This is a genomic window from Acidobacteriota bacterium, from assembly GCA_029861955.1.
Lineage (GTDB): Bacteria > Acidobacteriota > Polarisedimenticolia > Polarisedimenticolales > Polarisedimenticolaceae > JAOTYK01.
In genome coordinates this window covers 87,590-105,232 of record JAOTYK010000008.1, presented here as the reverse complement: position 1 = coordinate 105,232, position 17,643 = coordinate 87,590, and the positions used below count along the sequence as shown (strand labels likewise).

The window sequence follows — 17,643 nt, the reverse complement described above, 5'->3', positions numbered from 1 at the left end:
AGTTTGGCCTCCCTTTGCCCGGCGGCGAAGCGGGACCCTATATTCCCCAGACAGTGAATGGGGCAGCGGTACGTCCGCTGAAACTGGGGTGGTATGAGCGGCTCGGCCAAAACGGATGACTCGAAACCGGCGTTCCGGCGTCGCGGTCGTATCGTTTATACGCTGGCCGCGGTCCTGGTCCTCGTGGGCCTGGCACCGTTGACGGCTGTGGCCTGGAAGTTGATCGACGAGAATCGCTACGCGTTGACCACCGCGCAGCAGGAGTTTCAGCTACTCCTCGCTCGTTCGATCGCCCGGGAAATCGATATCCATGTCGATGGAGCCGCGGCGGAGGTGATTCGAGTCGCCCAGGGGCTCGGCGGGACGACCGGGCGAGGCGGCCTTCAGTCGCGGGCCATCCGCAATACGCTCAATGACGTCGTCGACGAACGGCTGATCTTCCTGCGGTTCGCGTACTTCGATAGTGCCTCGGTTCGCGCGATCGATGCCGGGATCCTGGACGAGAAACTCGAGCCTTCGTTTGAATCCGGCTTGCGGGACGCGGTCGAGGACCTCGGTGCTCGCGGATCGGTACCGACGATGCAGGCGACGATCTCCGATCCCATCCGACTTGGACCCCACGACGGGTCCGCGGTCATCGTCGTCTCGGCTCCGGTGGTCACGCGAGGAAAGTTCCGCGGGGTCATCTCGGGCGTGGTGGATCTCCAGGGTATCTGGGACTCGGTGGTCTCGACGACCGACACCGGCCATCTCACCTATGCCATCGATGATTCCGGCGAGGTGTTTGCCAGCACCGACACCGTCGCCGTTCGTCCCGGACGTGCTGCGGAAGACTCTCCCCTGGTGCAACGTTTCCTCGCCAGCAAGGGGCGTGGCAGCGTGACGATGGAGTTCTCCGCGAAAGGCATGAGTGACGGCGCCATGCAGCTGGGTTCCTACGAGGTTACACGCGACGGCTGGGGCGTGTTCGTTCAGGCGCGCCTTGACGATGTCTATCACCCAGTGCAGAGCATGATCGACAACACGATGCGTTGGGCGCTGGTCGTCCTGGCGCTCTCCATCATTGCGGCGATGGCGTTCGCCGGTACGTTGTCGACGCCGATCAATCGCCTGGCCAACGCGTCACGGAAGTTTGCCGAAGGCGACTTCTCCAGCAGGGTCCAGGTCCGAAGTGGCAACGAGATCGGCGAGTTGGCGTTCACGTTCAATCGCATGGCGGGAGAGATCGAGGATCAGATCCGTCGATTGAAACAGGCGGCGGATGAGAACGCCGAGCTGTTCCTGGGGACGATCCGTGCGCTGGCTCAGGCCATCGATGCCAAGGACCCCTACACCCGCGGTCACTCCGGAAGAGTCAACCGCTACTCGGTGTTGATTGCCAAGGAGGTCGGGCTCTCCGAAGAAGATGTCCGCGATATTCACGTCGCCTCGCTGATGCATGACGTCGGCAAGATCGGCGTCAACGATAAGATTCTGCAGAAGCCGGGCAAGCTCACGCCGGAAGAGTTCGAGGTGATGAAAACCCACACGACACTGGGGGCCAGCATCATGGCGCCGATCCGGCAGATGAAACGAGTCTTGCCGGGTCTACGTTCGCACCACGAACGGTGGCAGGGTGGGGGGTACCCCGACGGGCAGGTCGGTGAGGACATTCCGTTGATGGCGAGGATCATCGCGGTGGCCGATACGTTCGATGCGATGACGACCCATCGCCCCTACCAGCGGGCGATGACGTTCGAAGAGGCCCATGATCGGATCAACAAGCTCCGTGGAGTCGCGTTCGAGGCGCGTATCGTCGAGGCCTTCAATCGAGTCTACGCTCGTGGCGTGATCCGATCCGAGGATCTTCTGGCTGACGAGGGCGCCGCGGCCATCGACGCCGACGACCACGCCACGGAACGGGATTCACCCGCTACAGTCTGAGCTCATCCGGCGGAAGATCGTACTCGCCAAGCGGGCGACCGGCTCGAATGAGGCGTGCCAGACGATCGAGCTTGATCTGTTCGAACCCTCGGCGTCCGGTGCTGTATCGCACGCGATCCGTGCGGTAACGCTGAAGTGTCGGAATTGCGGCGTCGCCCGCGAGAATCGACCAGTAGACGAGAGTCCGTGTGTCCCTCCCCCGTGTCCGATCGACGGCGATACCGAGGAGGTCGCGCATCGCCGAACCTCCGAGCGTGCGAGCGGCGTACGCCGCGATATCCCGCAGCGGTTCGTTCTTGTAACCGGCGAACTCATCCGTCGTGAGAACTCTCGTGAGGAGTTGGGTCGTCTCTTCGCCGGGGTACGCGGACAGTGCCTCGACGATCAGGCGCTGGGTCGGGCGATTGACACCATCGAATCGGGCCACAAGAACGCGAGCGCTCTTTGGTTTGCCGCCCAGTTGGGACAGTCTCCGATAGGCGAGATCCCGCAGCCGGCCCTCGGGGGCAGTCTCCGAGAACTTCAGCCACTTCTTGACGTCATCACCGTTGTCGGCCAGTGCGCGCATCTCCACGAGGCGTTGCTCGATGAACGCCTTTAGTTGGGAGTCCGGTTGCGCCTGCATCGCCGCACGGAACTCATCGATCCGTCCGCCGTAGTTCAGTTTGATGAGCTGGTTCATCATCACGTAGATTCGGTCTCGGCGGGTGGGATCCCGAATCGGTTCGGACAACTCCTTATCGAGGACCCGTTCGGCGACTGCCGGGGCCCCGGAATCGAATCCTCGGTACGCCATCTCGATGGCGGACTTCTGCGCGACGGTCCAGACCGGCGAACGCACGGCACTCTCGAGGACGAGTTGCGCTTGCGGGGTTCCGATCTCTCCCAGTGCCTGAATGGCCGCCGTCTGAACTCTGCCCTCCCGGGACTGAAGGCCGCGTCCGACGATGGGTAACGCGTTGTCACCCAGGATCGTAAGCGAGGTGACGGCCTCGGCTCGGTCGACCGGACGCATGCGGTACCAGTGCTTTCGAAGGAAGGGGATCGACTCCTCTCCCAGCATCGGCACGATCATTCGCAGCAAGGCCATTCGAACTCCCGGAGAGCCTTCTTTGTCGAACTTATCGATCAACGCATCGCGCTGGTCCGTCGGGTAGATTTCCACCAGTGCCTCGGCCGCGGCACGCCGGATGTACTCGTTGGGTTCGTTGTCCAGAACGGCCAGCAGGGTCGGGGTTGAGGCCGGCCTGGCGAGATTGGCGAGCGCGCGCCCGGCCTCCTGCCGGCCCTTGAGCGTTTCGTCTTCTTGCAAGATCTTGTGAAGAAGGGGGAGCGCGCGTTCATCGTTGGTCCGCCCGAGGGACGCAATCAGGAATTGCCATTCGAGCCGGTACTCGGGGTCCGGTCGAAGCGCTTCATGCTGCTTGATGAGGATCGGCGTGGCGCGATTCTCGAGGATGATCGCCATCCCTTCCAGCGTCGAGGTCAACTCGAAGAGCGGGATGTGGCCGGCCGCCTTGGGTCGGGCGTTCACCCACTCCAACGAGTCGGTCTCACCGAGCAGCGCCAGGTTGTAGGAGGTCCAGGCCTTGCGTGCGATCCCGTAGTCGCCCAGATCGCCGGAGGCCCGTTCGAGGGCCTGCAACAAAATCTGCTTCGCTTCCTCGCCACCCATCAGCCCGAGGGCATACGTGCAGACGAAGAAGGTCTGCTGATCGGTGCGGTCCACCTCGTCGAACAGAAACGGCAGCATGCCGTCGCCACCGGCGGCGAGTCCGTGGGCGGCATCGGCGAACTCCCGCAAGACGGCCTGAGGATCTTCGAGGTGTTGGGTTCCCTGCTCGAGAAGCTCAGCAAACCGCACGCGGTTCTGCTCCTCGCGGATGAGCGTCTGGGCCGGGTCGTCGACCTGGGCCGCCAGCAGCCCCGGAATCAGTAGAAAGCCCGCAACAAGCAGGGGTAGGCCCCGTCGTCTCCCCATGGTCACGTCTCTCCTTGGTTTCGCCGGTGACGAGCAATATACCCACGTTACTCCGGCCCGGCAAAGCTCGCCCGGCGATTGACTTTCGCAAGGTATTCGCCTAGGGTGGCGCGGAAGGAGACCGCCATGGCGCTGACTCGACGGCAACGTGAAGTCCTCGACGTGATTCACCAGTTCATCTCGGAACAGGGCTATTCCCCCTCGCTCCAGGAGATCGGTGAGCAGCTTGGCCTGTCGTCCGTGGCGACCGTCCACAAGCATGTCTCGCATCTCGTCCAGAAGGGGCTGGTCCGACGTGGTTGGAACCAGAACCGTTCGATCGAACTGGTCGACGGCGTTGACGACAGTGGTGTGCGGCAGCTCCCGTTGCTGGGTTCGATCGCGGCAGGCCTACCGCTCGAGGCGGTGCAGACCGCAGAGACGATCTCCGTGCCGACGGAGATGGTTCGAGACCCACAGCACAGCTATGTCCTCCGCGTGCAGGGCGATTCCATGATCGACGAACAGATCCGCGATGGGGATTTCGTCGTCATCGAACAGCGTCAAACCGCCCGCAGGGGAGACACCGTCGTCGCGTTGGTGGACGGACGGGACGCCACGCTGAAACAGTTCTACGACGAGGGTGAGACGATCCGACTCCAGCCGGCCCATCCGTCCATGGATCCGATCCGCGTTCCTGCCGATCGGGTGGCGATTCAGGGCGTGGTGATCGGGGTCCTGCGACACTATTGAACCGATTGACGGGAGTCTCGCCCCTCCGACTGGCCGCGGCCCTACGGAACCTCGATCCGACCTCCGGCGGAACGCTCTATCTCGGTCACGCCGACGACACCGCCGGCGAGGATCGTGGTTGGAGCTTCGGCCCCACCGTCGCCGTCGATCCTCGTTTCGTGGGATCCGGGTTTCGTGGAGAGACCCGGAAGATGTTGGAGGCCGTCGAGCGTCGTCGTGTGGCCCGTCGTCGTGTCGACGGATCGCGACAGACCGGCATCCTCCTCGGACTCGGGTACCACGCCCTCGATCCGGCGGCCGACCTCGATGACGGCGAAAACGGGAACGAGCCCCCCGACTGGTTCTGGGCCGAGGTCGATGGCTCGATCCACTGGGCCGATGGCGTTCCACGTGCGGCCGGTCTCGATGCCGATGGACGCGCACAGGTTGAGCAGGCGCTGGCGAGCGCCCCCGCGTCTCCAGAGCCTCCCGAGTCCACGACCGACGACGTGACCGTGCGCACCAGCCTCTCGCGCGATGCCTACCTGGAGGCGGTGCGGACGATCCAGCGTGCCATCGGCGAGGGGGAGATCTACCAGGCGAATCTCTGTCAGCGGTTCGAGTGTCGTGGCCGTCTCGATCTATGGGAGGCCTTCATCCGTCTTCCGGCTGCACCCCGTTCGGCGTTCGTCGACTGGGACGGTCTGACGGTGGCGTCGATGTCCCCGGAGACGTTCCTGGTGATCGATGGCAACGGATCGATCTCGACCTGGCCCATCAAGGGGACGCGGGTGCGCGATGCGGACCCGGCGGAAGACAGACGTCTTGCCGACGAACTCCTCCGGTCCGAGAAGGACCGGGCCGAACTCCTGATGATCGTCGATCTCGAGCGAAACGATCTCGGTCGGATCGCGCTTCCCGGAACGGTCCGGGTCGGTCCGTTTCCCGAGCTTCGTCGCTATACCAACGTTCAACATCTCGTGACGCGTGTGTCGGCGACGTTACGCCCCGAGTGCGGCCTGCCGGAGTGGATCGAGGCGACGTTTCCCGGTGGATCCATCACGGGCGCGCCGAAGATCCGAGCCCGACAACTGCTTGCCGAGATCGAACCGGTGCCACGGAACTTCTTTACGGGCTCCCTGGTCTGGCTGGGTGATGACGGACACGTCGAATCGAGTATCCTGATCCGGACCTATGTGGGCCACGGCGATCGAACCTGGATCGGTGCCGGCGGCGGCATCGTGACCGACTCCGATCCCGTCGCAGAGTGGCGAGAGTCCAACGACAAGGTGCGCCCCCTCTGTCGGGGGCTGGGATTCGAACCGGAGGATGCAGCGTGAGACTCCCTGATCGGGAGAGTCTGGGGTGGGTGGACGGTCAGCGACGACCGCTTAGGGAGATCTCCTTCGCCGTCGATGACCCTGCGGTTCACGTCGGCCTGGGCCTTTTTGAAACCGCGGCGATCCGCGACGGCCGCCTTCTTGATCTCGATGAACACCTCGAGCGACTGCGTGAGAGCGCGACCGCCCTTCAGATCAATCTGGATCACGGGTACGACCTTCGTGCGGTCCTGATCGAGGAGGCCCGGTTATCGGGCCATCGTTCCGGCTGGTTGAAACTGCTGGTGACCCGCGGAGGTCGCACCGTCGTCCTCAACGGTGCCATCGACGCCGACGAGGCCGGTCGGCCGGCGACTGCCGTCATCTTGCCGTGGCGCAAGAACCCCGATGACCCGTGTGCCAACCACAAGACCCTGAACTATGCAGGGAACGAGCTGGGTCTGGAGTGGGCGCGGGCGCATGGTGCCGACGAGGGGCTCTGGCTCAACACGCGGGGCCGATTGGCAGAGGGCTGCATGAGCAACCTGTTCCTGCTGCGAGGGGGCGCGATCTTCACGCCGGCCATCCGTGACGGGATCCTGCCCGGTGTCATCCGACGCATCGTCCTGGCCGCGGCAGGGGACGCCGGGTACACGATCCACGAGGGCAATATCCGTCTGCCACGTCTGCTGCGCTGCGAGGAGGCCTTCCTGTCATCGAGCGTCAAGGGCATCCGTTCCTTGCTGTCCGTCGACGGACGAAAGATCGGACGCGGAGAGCCGGGGCAACGAACGGCGGAACTGGCCGGGAGGGTTGCGAAATTGCGGAAAATCGCAGAGTAGGGTGGTACAGTCCCAGCGATCCACGACGGAGTGTTGCTCATGGAATCGTCTGCTTCTGCATCTGGCTGGTTGATCTCCGGTTTCTTCGCCGCGGTGGGACTCTGGGTCTGGGTCGGAGTGGTCGTGGCTCACGGGTTGTGGCGCTCGATCGCTCAGAGTGAACCCAACGCGATCCGTGGATCCGGTCCTATCGAGCCCGACGCCCCATGAACTCGACAGAATGGTGCCCGGTCTGTTGCACGCGCCACGAGGGGCGACGCGACTGTCCGGGTGCGTTGCTGGCCACCGGGCCCGAACGGCATGCCGGACGGGTCGCGGTTGAGGCGGGTGGGCGGACCGAAGTCTACGGCGTCCTGATCGCCGAATGCCGTGAACTCTGGCGGGCACGCGTGCTGACCTATCCCAACATGCTGTGGAGCGTTCCCGGTGGACGCGGTGCGCTGAAGTTTGTCGGCGACACGCCGCAGGATGTCGAGTTGCAGGGGATGGACTACATCCGCGACCACTGCGCTCGTCGGGAGATCAAGATCCTCGAAGAGGGCGTGTCCATCGACTCGGTTTCGACGATTCCGGGGGCACCGAATCCGGAAGACGATGCCGTGCAGGCGCCCATCGGGGGGAAAGATCCGCGTCTCCTCCTCAATCTGTCGGTGCGATTCGGGGAGGAGAAGGCGACGACCTCGGCGGTCACGTCGGACCTGTCCAAGAACGGCCTCTTCGTGGCCACAGACAAGCCCCTTCCCAAGGCGACAACCGTGAAGTTACTGGTCGAACTCTATGAGTTTACGATCCCGCTGGTGGGCAAGGTGGTCTGGTCGACTCCGCACAAGCGGGGGAGTAAACCGGCCGGCATGGGAGTTCAATTGATCAGCCCACCGACGATGTATCTACGTCACGTCCGACAGCTGTCGAAGGAGAGCGAAACGTCATGAGTGAAACGGCGATTCCGACCCGCCCGAGCTCGGGGATTTCCCGCTTCATCCACGATCTGCGATATCGCCGGGATCGACACCGTCAGTTCGTCGGCATCTCGTTTATCGCGTTGGTCACGTTCGTCGCACGCCCCCTCGAGAGTCTCTTTCTCCCGGGCGCTGTTGTGGTGGTCGTGGGCATGCTGATCCGCCTGTGGGCCTCGGGACACGTCAAGAAGGATAAGCAGCTTGCGACGACCGGGCCCTACGCCTTCGTCCGTCATCCGCTCTATGTCGGAAACCATCTGATCGCCGTCGGCTTCTGTCTCGCCTCATCGCTCTGGTGGAGCGTTCCGTTGTGGTTGTTGATCACGGCGCTCTACTATCCGCCGGCCATCCGAGGCGAGGATACCAAGCTGGAGCGTCTGTTCGGCGACGACTGGCGCGAGTGGCGGGCCAAGACCCACGCACAGCTACCGAGTCTGCGACCCTACGGCGGGTTCAAGCTGGGTAGTTGGTCGTTCCGTCAGAGTCTCGTCCAGAACGGCGAACCGATCTACATCGTCGTCTTCTGCCTGGCGCTGTACTACATCCACCGTCTCCTGGGGTAGGGTGTGATCCGCCATTGGGCCCGTTCGAGGTTTCGTGCGCTAGGCGCGGAGGAGATGCCCGATCGCGTCGAGGTTCAGGGCGCCCGCTTCTCCAGAGCATCGGTCCTCAAACACGACTTCCACGGTGCCACGGGCATCTACGTTCAAGGCGCGGACAAGGTCATCGTCAAGCTCGGGCGTCGGATCAGCTTCTTCGGCCTACCGATGGGCTGGCTGGGTCGATGGCTCATCGGAAGGGAGCAACGGATCTATCGGGTTCTCGGCGAGATGGACGGCGTGCCACGCTACCGAGGGGAGGTGGGTGCCGCGGGGCTAGCTCACGATTACATCGAGGGGCGCCCTCTTGTCCGAATCTCTCCCTCATTGGACCCGCAGTTCTTTTCCAGGCTGGACGAACTGCTCAAACGGATCCATCTGCATGACCTCGCCTATATCGATCTCTCCAAGCCGGAGAACGTGTTGGTGGGCGACGACCGCCGACCCTACCTGATCGACTTCGGTATCGCCTGGCATTGTCCGGAGGAGCGACGGCAGCGTCGCGGCGTCTGGCGTCTGCTGCCGACCCGGGCCGGTACGGCGTTGTTGAGAGAGTTCCAACGGGCCGATCGGTTCCACCTGTTGAAACATTGGCGGCGCAACGACCCCGAGAGCATGACGCCGGAGGATCATACCGAGTCGTGGGAGCGTCGCGGTTGGACCCGGGCCCATGGGTGGATTCGGGTGCCCTACCGAGCCCTGCGACGATGGCTGCGGGGCGGTGGTGCCTCGGGGCGGATTTGAACCACCGACGCAGGGATTTTCAATCCCTCGCTCTACCAACTGAGCTACCGAGGCAGACCCACGAAGCGTGGCATGGTGTCACAGGCCCCACAGACCGTCAAGCCGGTGGGGTGGCTCTCCGAGCGCCTTTACGTGGGCCGCTGGCGGCCTTCGTTGGGGTGCGGGTTCCGTTGGTCGGAGCGTCGTCGGCAGCGGCTTCGGCCGGGGTCTCGGCGGCGGCTTCGTCGTCGATCTCTTTCGGAGTCAGATCCAGTTCTTGACGGAGTTTTGCGTCGATCTCCATCGCCAGATCCGGGTTGTCTCGCAAGAAGAGCCGGGTGTTCTCGCGACCCTGGCCGAGGCGCAGGTCGCCGTAGGAGAACCACGATCCCGACTTGTCGATGATCTTGTGGGCGACGCCGAGTTCGATCAGGTCGCCTTCCTTTGAGATCCCCATGCCATAGAGGATGTCGAACTCTGCGATGCGGAACGGCGCGGCTACCTTGTTCTTCACCACACGGAGTTTCGTACGGTTGCCGATGGTCTCGTCGCCGACCTTGATAGCTCCGATCCTGCGGATATCGAGACGCATCGACGAATAGAACTTCAATGCCCGGCCGCCGCTTGTGGTCTCGGGGCTTCCGAACATGACGCCGATCTTTTCACGGATCTGGTTGATGAACAGGAGGTTGGTCTTGCTCTTGGAAACGATGCCCGTGAGCTTGCGCATCGCCTGAGACATGAGGCGGGCCTGAAGCCCCACATGGGAATCGCCCATCTCGCCATCCAGCTCGGCCTTGGGAACCAGGGCTGCCACCGAATCGACGACCACCACATCCATCGATCCCGAGCGGATCAGGATCTCCGTGATCTCCAACGCCTGCTCTCCGGAGTCGGGTTGGGAGACCATCAGATTGTCGACATCGACGCCGAGTTTTTTTGCGTACTCAGGATCCAGTGCATGCTCCGCATCGACGAACGCCGCCAACCCACCGGCCTTCTGCGCCTCGGCCACCACATGGAGGGCCAGGGTGGTCTTACCGGAGGACTCGGGGCCGAAGACTTCCACCACCCGGCCGCGAGGCACTCCGCCGACACCGACGGCATAGTCGATCGAGAGCGATGACGTCGAAATGACGGGGATCTTCACCCCGCCCCGGTCTCCCAGCTTCATGATCGATCCCTTACCGAACTGCCGTTCGATCTGAGAAACCGCCAGATCCAGCGCTTTATGCTTCTCTTGGGAGATTCCGTTTGCTTCGTCCTTGGACATCCATCACTCCTTGGGCCGGGTCGCAGGCACCACGGGACACGTATTCGGGAAGCGAAAGCCTAGGCGAAAGTGAGCGAAAAGTCAACGACCGATGGACCCCGGCAATCAGTTGACTTCCCGACGGCACCCCCCCTATATTTGGCTCCGTTTCACGGTGCCATTGCACCACAGAAAGGACCGCTCGTTGTCGCTTTCTTTCCCCCCGCAGGGTATTCGACTCGCAACGTCGATCACGGTGCCGACCCTCGTCTGCGCGCTGTGTTTTCTGTCAGGCTGCGGGCTCATGCAGAGCCAACGTCAGCCGCGGGTCTCGCCGCCGGCCTCCAAGGAGGCCCCACCGCCGGTGGAGCATGCCGTCGTTCCCGAGTCCCGGGGTTCGGATGAGGCACCGCCGGAGGTTCCGGACGAGCAGGTACCGCTGCTGCCGGCCCGCGAGATCTCACAACAGGATGGGGAGGCGACCCCCAGCGATCTGGCACCCGACGAGCAGGTCAGCGACGCAGCCCACGACCAGCTGGCGGGCCCCGACCCGTCGACCTTCGCCCCCGACGCGGAGGAGACGCGGAACATCACGATGGGTCCGCTGCTCAAAGACAAGCCGGGCTACGACTATCCGATCGTTCGCAACGGGAAGGTGAAATTCTGGCTCGAGCAATACGGCACGCGGCAGAAGAGCGGATTCGCCAAGGGTCTCGAACGCTCCGGGCGCTATGTCGATATGTTCCGACGGATCTTCCGTGAGGCCGGCATCCCCGAGGATCTGGTCTACCTGGCCCACGTCGAGAGTGCCTACAAACCCACGGCCTACTCCCGTGCCAGGGCCAAGGGTGTCTATCAGTTCATCGCCGCCACCGGAAAGAGTTACGACCTTCGCATCGACTACTGGGTCGACGAGCGATCCGATCCGGAGAAAGCGGCCTACGCGGCGGCGGCCTACCTGAGCGATCTTTATGATGAGTTCGGCGACTGGTACCTGGCGATGGCCGGTTACAACGCCGGAGAGGGCCGGGTCCGACTGGCGATTCGCAAGACCGGCAGTCGCGACTTCTGGAAGTTGGCCGAGAGCCGTTGGCTTCGTCGCGAGACGAAGAACTATGTCCCCGCCATCATCGCCGCGACGATCATTTCCAAGAACCCGAACGATTTCGGTTTCGATCTCAACTACGAGTCCCCGGTGGTCTACGACTCCATCGAAGTCGATGGAGCGGCGGACCTGAGGGTCCTGGCTCGTTGCGCCGGAACGACTCCGGATCGCATGCGTGCGTTGAACCCGGCGTTACGTCGGCTGCAGACCCCACCCAGTGGAGTGACGACGGTCCGCGTTCCGCTTGGCAGCGGCGCGATGACCCTCGCCGCGCTCGAGGAAGTCCCCGTGGGCGAGCGCGTTCTCTATGAGCGTCACATCGTTCGTTCGGGCGATACGCTGTACGACATCTCTCGGCGTTACCGTGTCAGCGTTGCGGCGATCCAGCAGACCAACCGCATGGGACGCCGAACGTTGATTAACGTCGGCAAGGAACTCCTGATCCCGACCGCCGCAGCCGGTCGGTACAGTGGCGACTCGTCCGTCGCGGTCGCGAGTGGAGAAACGATCCAGTACCGCGTTCGTCGCGGCGACACGCTCTCCGGTATCGCTCGTCGTTACAGCACCAGCGCTGCGGGTATCGCGGCCGCCAGCGGTATCTCGACACGCAAGGTCCTGCAGATCGGTCAACGGCTAACGGTGACACCCGGGGTGCGTAGCGCCGCGACGGCTCGTCGTATCGCCTCCGGTGGCACGACGTCCAGCGGAAGCACGCCGAAGACCTACACGGTCCGACGAGGGGACACGCTGTGGCGGATCGCGCGTCGCTTTAGTACGACGGTCAATGCTCTGTGTGCCGCCAACGGGATTCGTGCCGATGGCGTCCTGCATCCCGGAACCCGCCTCCGTATCGGCAGCTAGCCTCTTAACGGAAGGTCCTCGCTCCGCCTCCCTGGAGCGTCCATGTTGGGTCGTGTTCGTGCGGCGGTGTTGCGTGGAATCGACGCGCAACTGATCTCCGTCGAGGTCGATCTTGCCGGTGGGCTGCCGACGATTGCCACGGTCGGTCTCCCGGACTCTGCGGTGCGGGAGGGGATCGATCGCGTTCGCTCCGCGCTACGCAATTCCGGATTTGCCTTACCGTCCCGGCGTGTCGTCATCAATCTGGCGCCGGCGGAGACGCCCAAGCGTGGCGCGGGTCTGGACCTGCCGATCGCCATTGCGATCCTCGCCGCCGATGGGCATCTGCCATTGTCCACGTTAGGCAAGACGCTGCTGTGTGGCGAGCTGTCTCTCGATGGGGGGCTTCGACCGATCCGTGGGGCGATGGCCATGGCGTTGGCGGCCCGGGAGGCCGGGATTAAGCGGATGGTCGTCCCGGAGTCCAATGGCGCCGAGGCGGCGCTGGTTCCCGACCTGCAGGTGTTGGCGGCCAGTAGCCTGCGGGAGGCGATCCAGCGGTTGAAGGCGGGGAGACCGACGGTGGTCGTCGAGCCGATCGCCGATCGGCTTGCGGCGGCATGTAACTCACCGGCTTGTGCCGTCGATCTATCTCAGGTCCAGGGGCAGGAGAGCGCCCGTCGTGGGCTGGAGATCGCGGCGGCCGGTGGGCATCACCTGTTGTTGGTCGGGCCCCCGGGTTCCGGCAAGACGATGTTGGCCCGTCGGCTTCCCGGCATCCTCCCTCCTCTCGATGAGGAGGAGTGTCTGGAGATCACACGGATCCACGGTGCAGCGGGTGTGGCCAACGGGCTGGTGATGACTCGGCCGTTCCGTGCACCGCACCATGGAGTGACCCCGGCGGGGATGACCGGCGGTGGGGTTCCGATCCGTCCCGGTGAGATTACGCTGGCCAGTCATGGCGTGCTCTACCTGGACGAACTTCCGGAGTTCCGGCGGGAGCCGTTGGAGGCGTTGCGTCAGCCGTTGGAGTCGGGATCGATCCGGGTTGTACGGCACCGGGAGGTGGCGGATTTACCGGCACAATTCCAACTGGTCGCATCGATGAATCCGTGTCCGTGTGGATACGCGGATCATCACGATGGTCGGTGTGCCTGTTCGCCGCCGAAGATCGCCACCTATCAGAGTCGACTCTCCGGTCCGTTGCTCGACCGGTTCGATCTGGTCTGCCGGATGACTGCGTTGCGAGGGCAGGAACTTCAGGATGAGCCAAACGAGTCGTCACATGCCGTGCGTCAGCGTGTCAGTTCCGCCCGTGAGCGGCAAAGACAACGGAATCCACCGGAGCGGCGTTACAACGGTGCCCTGGAACGAGAGGAACTGCTGAAGGCCGATCGGATCGAACGCGACGCCCGTGGCATCCTCGACGACGCGGTTGACCGCCTGGGGCTCTCGATGCGTGCGTACGATCGGGTCCTGCGGATCGCACGGACCGTCGCCGATCTGGACGTGGTGGTGAGGATCGGGAGGGGACACCTCCTCGAGGCGTTGCAGTATCGGCAGTTGCCGGCTCGTGGGGATGCCTCATGAGGATCCGTCCTCTTCGCCGAAGGTGGGGTGGCTCTGGGGGACCCGGCCGGTCGAGTGCGAGACGATGTACTATCAGGCACAGAGGATTCTCGAGGAGGGTATGAAATGCTAACGCGACTCAAGGTCGGCTTACTTTTTCTGGCGATCGCCGCGATCGTCTCCACGGGGGCAGCCTTCGCCGCGGAGAAGACCACGCTGTGGCACGTCAAGGGGGTCCATCCGAAGGGCTACTTGCTGGACATCAAGGCCATAGATGCCGATGGCAAGCTTTTCGATGTCGTGGCGATCGAGGAGGACGGCAACGCCCAGCTACTGGCCGTCAAGGCGCTCAGCGGTGACCGCCGTTACGACGTAAAGGTGGTCGTCAGTGACGACCGTCATGCGCCCGTCAGGGCCATCGATGCCAAGGGGCAAATCCTCGATCTCAAGGCGTTGACCCCCGAGGGAAAGCAGTTGGATGTCAGGGCCATGAGACGCACGGGCAGCATCCTAGATATCAAGGTGTTCGGCACGCTCGGTCGTTACTTTGCCGTCAAGGCGCTCTCGCCGGACGGCGTGATGTACGACGTGAAGGGCCTCAAGATGAACAAGCAGCGCGTCGAGTCGACGATCGGATCCGTCCAGATCCACGCCCACGTCAAAGCGATTCCGCCCGCGCGGGGCCTTTAAGGATTTCGCAGTTTTGTCTATCCTGATCCATCATGACGACCGCCGAACCGCCTCCCACCCCGCCGGTCTTCGACGCCTCGGGCGTCACGAAGATCTACGACATGGGCGAGGTGCAGGTTCATGCCCTGCGCGGAGTCGATCTTCAGCTGCGCGAATCGGAGTTCGTCTGCCTGCTGGGGCCCTCCGGTAGCGGTAAGTCGACGCTGCTGAACATCCTCGGTGGGCTGGACACGCCCACTAGCGGAAGGGTGATCTATCGCGGTGGCGAGCTGACCGAGGCGGGGGAGGCCGAGCTGACACGCTACCGGCGTCATCATGTCGGTTTCGTCTTCCAGTTCTACAACCTGATTCCCTCGCTGACCGCGCGGGAGAACGTCGCATTGGTCACAGAGATCGCGCCGAGCCCGATGGATCCCGTCGAGGCGCTCGAGATCGTCAGTCTGAAAGACCGGATGAACCACTTCCCCTCGCAGCTCTCCGGCGGTGAGCAACAGCGTGTCGCGATCGCACGGGCGATTGCCAAACGACCGGACGTGTTGTTGTGCGATGAGCCGACCGGGGCGTTGGACATCCAGACCGGGGTCCTGGTTCTGGATGCGATCGAGCGGGTCAATCGCGAGCTGGGGACGACGACCGCCGTCATCACCCACAACGCGGCCATCGCCCAGATGGCCGACCGCGTCGTGAAGTTGGCGGACGGCCAGATCGCCTCGGTAGAGACCAACGACAGCAAATTGCGACCGCAGGATTTGAGCTGGTAGCGATGCGTGCACTCAATCGCAAACTGCTCCGCGACCTCTGGAACATCAAGGGCCAGGTCTTCGCGATCAGCATGGTGATCACGGTTGGCATCGCGATGTTCATCGCGTACTTCTCGACCTTCGCCTCACTGCAACGCACACAACAGACGTTCTACGATCGCTATCATTTCGCCGAGGTGTTTGCGAACATGAAACGTGCGCCAAACCACCTCGAGCGCAAGATTATCGAGATTCCCGGGGTCTCCCGTGTCGCCACGCGAGTCGTCGCCGAGGTTACCGTCGACGTCGCCGACATGGACGAGCCGGTCACCGGACGGCTGATCTCCATCCCGCCTGACCCGTCGACGATCTTGAACGGGATTGCGCTCTTGCAGGGGCGATTCCCCGAAGCGGAACGCGCGGATGAGATCGTGGCGGGGGAGGGGTTCGCACTGGCCCACGACCTTCGACCGGGGTCGACGATCGATGCGGTGATCAACGGGCGCAAACGCACCCTCGAGATCGTTGGCATCGGCCTGTCTCCCGAGTACATCTACTCGATTCGTGCCGGGGACCTGATGCCGGACAATGCGCGGTTCGGCATCTTCTGGATGGGTCGTCGTGCGCTGGCCACCGCCTTCGACATGGAGGGCGGCTTCAACGACGTCTCGCTGCGGCTTACCGCCGACGCGTCGGAGCAGGATGTGCTCGCACGACTGGACCGCCTGCTCGAGCCCTACGGTGGGCTGGGCGCGATCCCCCGTGCGCGGCAGACATCCCACTGGTACCTGAACAGCGAACTGATTCAGTTGCGGGGCTTCGGCACGTTCGTACCGGTGATCTTCCTTGGTGTGGCGGCGTTCCTGCTCAACGTCGTCTTGCGTCGCATCATCTCTGTCCAGCGTGTGCAGATCGCCGCCCTGAAAGCGCTGGGGTATGCCAACCGCGAGATCGGTTTGCACTACGCCAGCTGGAGTCTGCTGATCACCATCGTCGGCGGCATCGGTGGTTTGTTCGCGGGGAACTGGCTCGGTCGTGGCATGCTGAATATGTACAACACTTACTACCGGTTTCCGTTTCTGGATTATCGATTGACGGCCGATGTCGTTCTGGGTGCGATCGGGTTTGGTGTGGTCGCCGCGCTGATCGGCGCAGTCGGTGCCGTGAGGCAGGCGGTTCGTCTGCCACCGGCGGAGGCCATGCGTCCCGAGCCGCCCGCCACCTACAGAGCCACCTGGGTCGAGCGTCTGGGTCTCCGTCGCTTCCTCTCGCAGCCGGCACGCATTGTCTTGCGGAACCTGCAGCGCCGACCGCTCCGTTCGCTGGCCTCGGTTGTCGGTATCGGCTTCTCGGGCGGAATGATGATCATCGGCCTGTTCTTCCTGGACTCGATCGACGTACTGATGGAGATGCAGTTCCACACGATCCAGCGTCAGGATCTGACCGTCAACTTTGCCGAGCCTAATTCCCCCGAGGCCCTCCACAACATGGAGCGCCTACCGGGCGTCATGACCGTGGAACCCGCACGCAACCTGGCGGTGCGTTTGCGCGCCGGATCCCGCTCGCGGCAGGCGGGGATCCTCGGCATCCAACAGCGGCCACAACTGCAGCGCGTCGTCGACGACGACTTCCAGCCTCGCGAGCTGCCACCGGATGGTCTGGTGCTGTCTGCGAAGTTGGCGGAGATCCTGGGGGTCGAGTCTGGCGACAGCATCATCCTGGAGGTCCTCGAGGGGGCGCGCCCGGTGCGCTCGGTGATCGTCGTCGGTGTCGTTGACGAGTACATGGGCGCCGGGGCCTACATGCGTATCGACGCCCTGCGAAAACTGATGCGTGAAGGGAGGGTGCTGTCGGGTGCCTATCTGCGTGTCGACCCGCTCTTTCAGCGAATTCTCTACGAGCGCCTCAAGTCGCTTCCGGCAGTCGCCGGCGTGGCGTTGAAGTCTGCAGCACTGGACGAGTTTCGTCGACAGATGGACGAGATGATGGGCGTCTTCATCTTCTTCAACATCCTGTTCGCCTCGATCATCACGATTGGCGTGGTCTACAACGTCGCACGCATCGCGCTGTCCGAGCGCCAGCACGAGTTGGCAAGTCTTCGCGTACTCGGGTTCACGCGCGGCGAGATCTCGGCAATCCTGCTCGGTGAATTGGGCGTACTGACCGTCTTGGCCATTCCTCTCGGGCTGCTCATCGGCTATGGGCTCGCGGGGATAATGGTGGTTCTGTTCGACACGGAGTTGTATCGTTTTCCGCTCGTCGTTTCACCGCGGTCCTACGCGTTTGCAGCGTTGGTCGTTTTGATGTCAGCCGCCGCGTCCGGACTGCTGGTGCGACGCAAGTTGGATAATCTGGACCTGGTCGAGGTCCTGAAGGGCGTGGAGTAATCC

15 protein-coding genes and 1 tRNA gene are annotated in these 17,643 nt (G+C 63.4%); 13 read left to right on the top strand and 3 right to left on the bottom strand.

Features of this window, described 5'->3' with window-relative positions; translation table 11 throughout:
- Window positions 1-93 precede the first annotated feature (93 nt).
- Complete coding sequence (locus OES25_05540; protein ID MDH3627103.1) at window positions 94-1,923, top strand: HD domain-containing protein; 1,830 nt, start codon at window positions 94-96, stop codon at window positions 1,921-1,923.
- Here the strand turns inward: OES25_05540 and OES25_05535 are convergent.
- Complete coding sequence (locus tag OES25_05535; protein MDH3627102.1) at window positions 1,913-3,904, bottom strand: HEAT repeat domain-containing protein; 1,992 nt, start codon at window positions 3,902-3,904, stop codon at window positions 1,913-1,915. The genes OES25_05540 and OES25_05535 overlap by 11 nt on opposite strands.
- 126 nt (window positions 3,905-4,030) lie before the next feature.
- On the opposite strand from OES25_05535, the gene lexA reads away from it, so the two are divergent.
- From lexA to OES25_05500, 7 genes are read left to right on the top strand one after another with little or no spacing between them, the layout of a single operon-like run.
- Window positions 4,031-4,636 (top strand): transcriptional repressor LexA, encoded by a 606-nt coding sequence (gene lexA, locus OES25_05530; GenBank protein ID MDH3627101.1) that lies wholly within the window; start codon window positions 4,031-4,033, stop codon window positions 4,634-4,636.
- Window positions 4,637-4,641: 5 nt separating this feature from the next.
- The gene (locus tag OES25_05525) at window positions 4,642-5,955 is read left to right on the top strand and encodes an anthranilate synthase component I family protein (GenBank protein MDH3627100.1); all 1,314 of its coding nucleotides are present in this window, start codon (window positions 4,642-4,644) and stop codon (window positions 5,953-5,955) included.
- On the top strand, window positions 5,952-6,776 hold the full coding sequence (locus tag OES25_05520; protein ID MDH3627099.1) for an aminotransferase class IV: 825 nt from the start codon (window positions 5,952-5,954) through the stop codon (window positions 6,774-6,776). Before OES25_05525 ends, OES25_05520 begins: the two co-directional genes overlap by 4 nt.
- Window positions 6,777-6,815: 39 nt before the next feature.
- Window positions 6,816-6,986 (top strand): hypothetical protein, encoded by a 171-nt coding sequence (locus tag OES25_05515; GenBank protein MDH3627098.1) that lies wholly within the window; start codon window positions 6,816-6,818, stop codon window positions 6,984-6,986.
- The gene (locus tag OES25_05510) at window positions 6,983-7,708 is read left to right on the top strand and encodes a PilZ domain-containing protein (protein MDH3627097.1); all 726 of its coding nucleotides are present in this window, start codon (window positions 6,983-6,985) and stop codon (window positions 7,706-7,708) included. The genes OES25_05515 and OES25_05510 overlap by 4 nt, the downstream gene beginning before the upstream one ends.
- Window positions 7,705-8,298 carry an isoprenylcysteine carboxylmethyltransferase family protein gene (locus tag OES25_05505; protein MDH3627096.1) on the top strand — a complete coding sequence of 198 codons (594 nt, stop codon included), beginning with the start codon at window positions 7,705-7,707 and terminating at the stop codon, window positions 8,296-8,298. The genes OES25_05510 and OES25_05505 overlap by 4 nt, the downstream gene beginning before the upstream one ends.
- Window positions 8,299-8,352: 54 nt before the next feature.
- Window positions 8,353-9,078: a hypothetical protein gene (locus OES25_05500; GenBank protein MDH3627095.1), complete on the top strand. Its 726-nt coding sequence runs from the start codon at window positions 8,353-8,355 to the stop codon at window positions 9,076-9,078.
- On the opposite strand, the gene OES25_05495 is transcribed toward OES25_05500, so the two are convergent.
- Together OES25_05495 and recA are read right to left on the bottom strand one after the other, a co-directional pair.
- Window positions 9,057-9,132: transfer RNA gene (locus OES25_05495), tRNA-Phe, on the bottom strand. The genes OES25_05500 and OES25_05495 overlap by 22 nt on opposite strands.
- A gap of 43 nt (window positions 9,133-9,175) precedes the next feature.
- Complete coding sequence (recA, locus tag OES25_05490) at window positions 9,176-10,330, bottom strand: recombinase RecA (protein ID MDH3627094.1); 1,155 nt, start codon at window positions 10,328-10,330, stop codon at window positions 9,176-9,178.
- A gap of 283 nt (window positions 10,331-10,613) precedes the next feature.
- On the opposite strand from recA, the gene OES25_05485 reads away from it, so the two are divergent.
- From OES25_05485 to OES25_05465, 5 genes are all read left to right on the top strand, one after another.
- On the top strand, window positions 10,614-12,275 hold the full coding sequence (locus tag OES25_05485; protein MDH3627093.1) for a LysM peptidoglycan-binding domain-containing protein: 1,662 nt from the start codon (window positions 10,614-10,616) through the stop codon (window positions 12,273-12,275).
- A 42-nt stretch (window positions 12,276-12,317) separates the two neighbouring features.
- The gene (locus tag OES25_05480; GenBank protein ID MDH3627092.1) at window positions 12,318-13,844 is read left to right on the top strand and encodes a YifB family Mg chelatase-like AAA ATPase; all 1,527 of its coding nucleotides are present in this window, start codon (window positions 12,318-12,320) and stop codon (window positions 13,842-13,844) included.
- 105 nt (window positions 13,845-13,949) lie between these two features.
- Window positions 13,950-14,513 (top strand): hypothetical protein, encoded by a 564-nt coding sequence (locus OES25_05475; protein MDH3627091.1) that lies wholly within the window; start codon window positions 13,950-13,952, stop codon window positions 14,511-14,513.
- Window positions 14,514-14,545: 32 nt separating this feature from the next.
- Window positions 14,546-15,274 carry an ABC transporter ATP-binding protein gene (locus OES25_05470; protein MDH3627090.1) on the top strand — a complete coding sequence of 243 codons (729 nt, stop codon included), beginning with the start codon at window positions 14,546-14,548 and terminating at the stop codon, window positions 15,272-15,274.
- A 2-nt stretch (window positions 15,275-15,276) separates the two neighbouring features.
- Window positions 15,277-17,640, top strand: coding sequence for an ABC transporter permease (locus OES25_05465; GenBank protein MDH3627089.1), 2,364 nt, complete (start codon window positions 15,277-15,279; stop codon window positions 17,638-17,640).
- The last annotated feature ends 3 nt before the right edge of the window (window positions 17,641-17,643 follow it).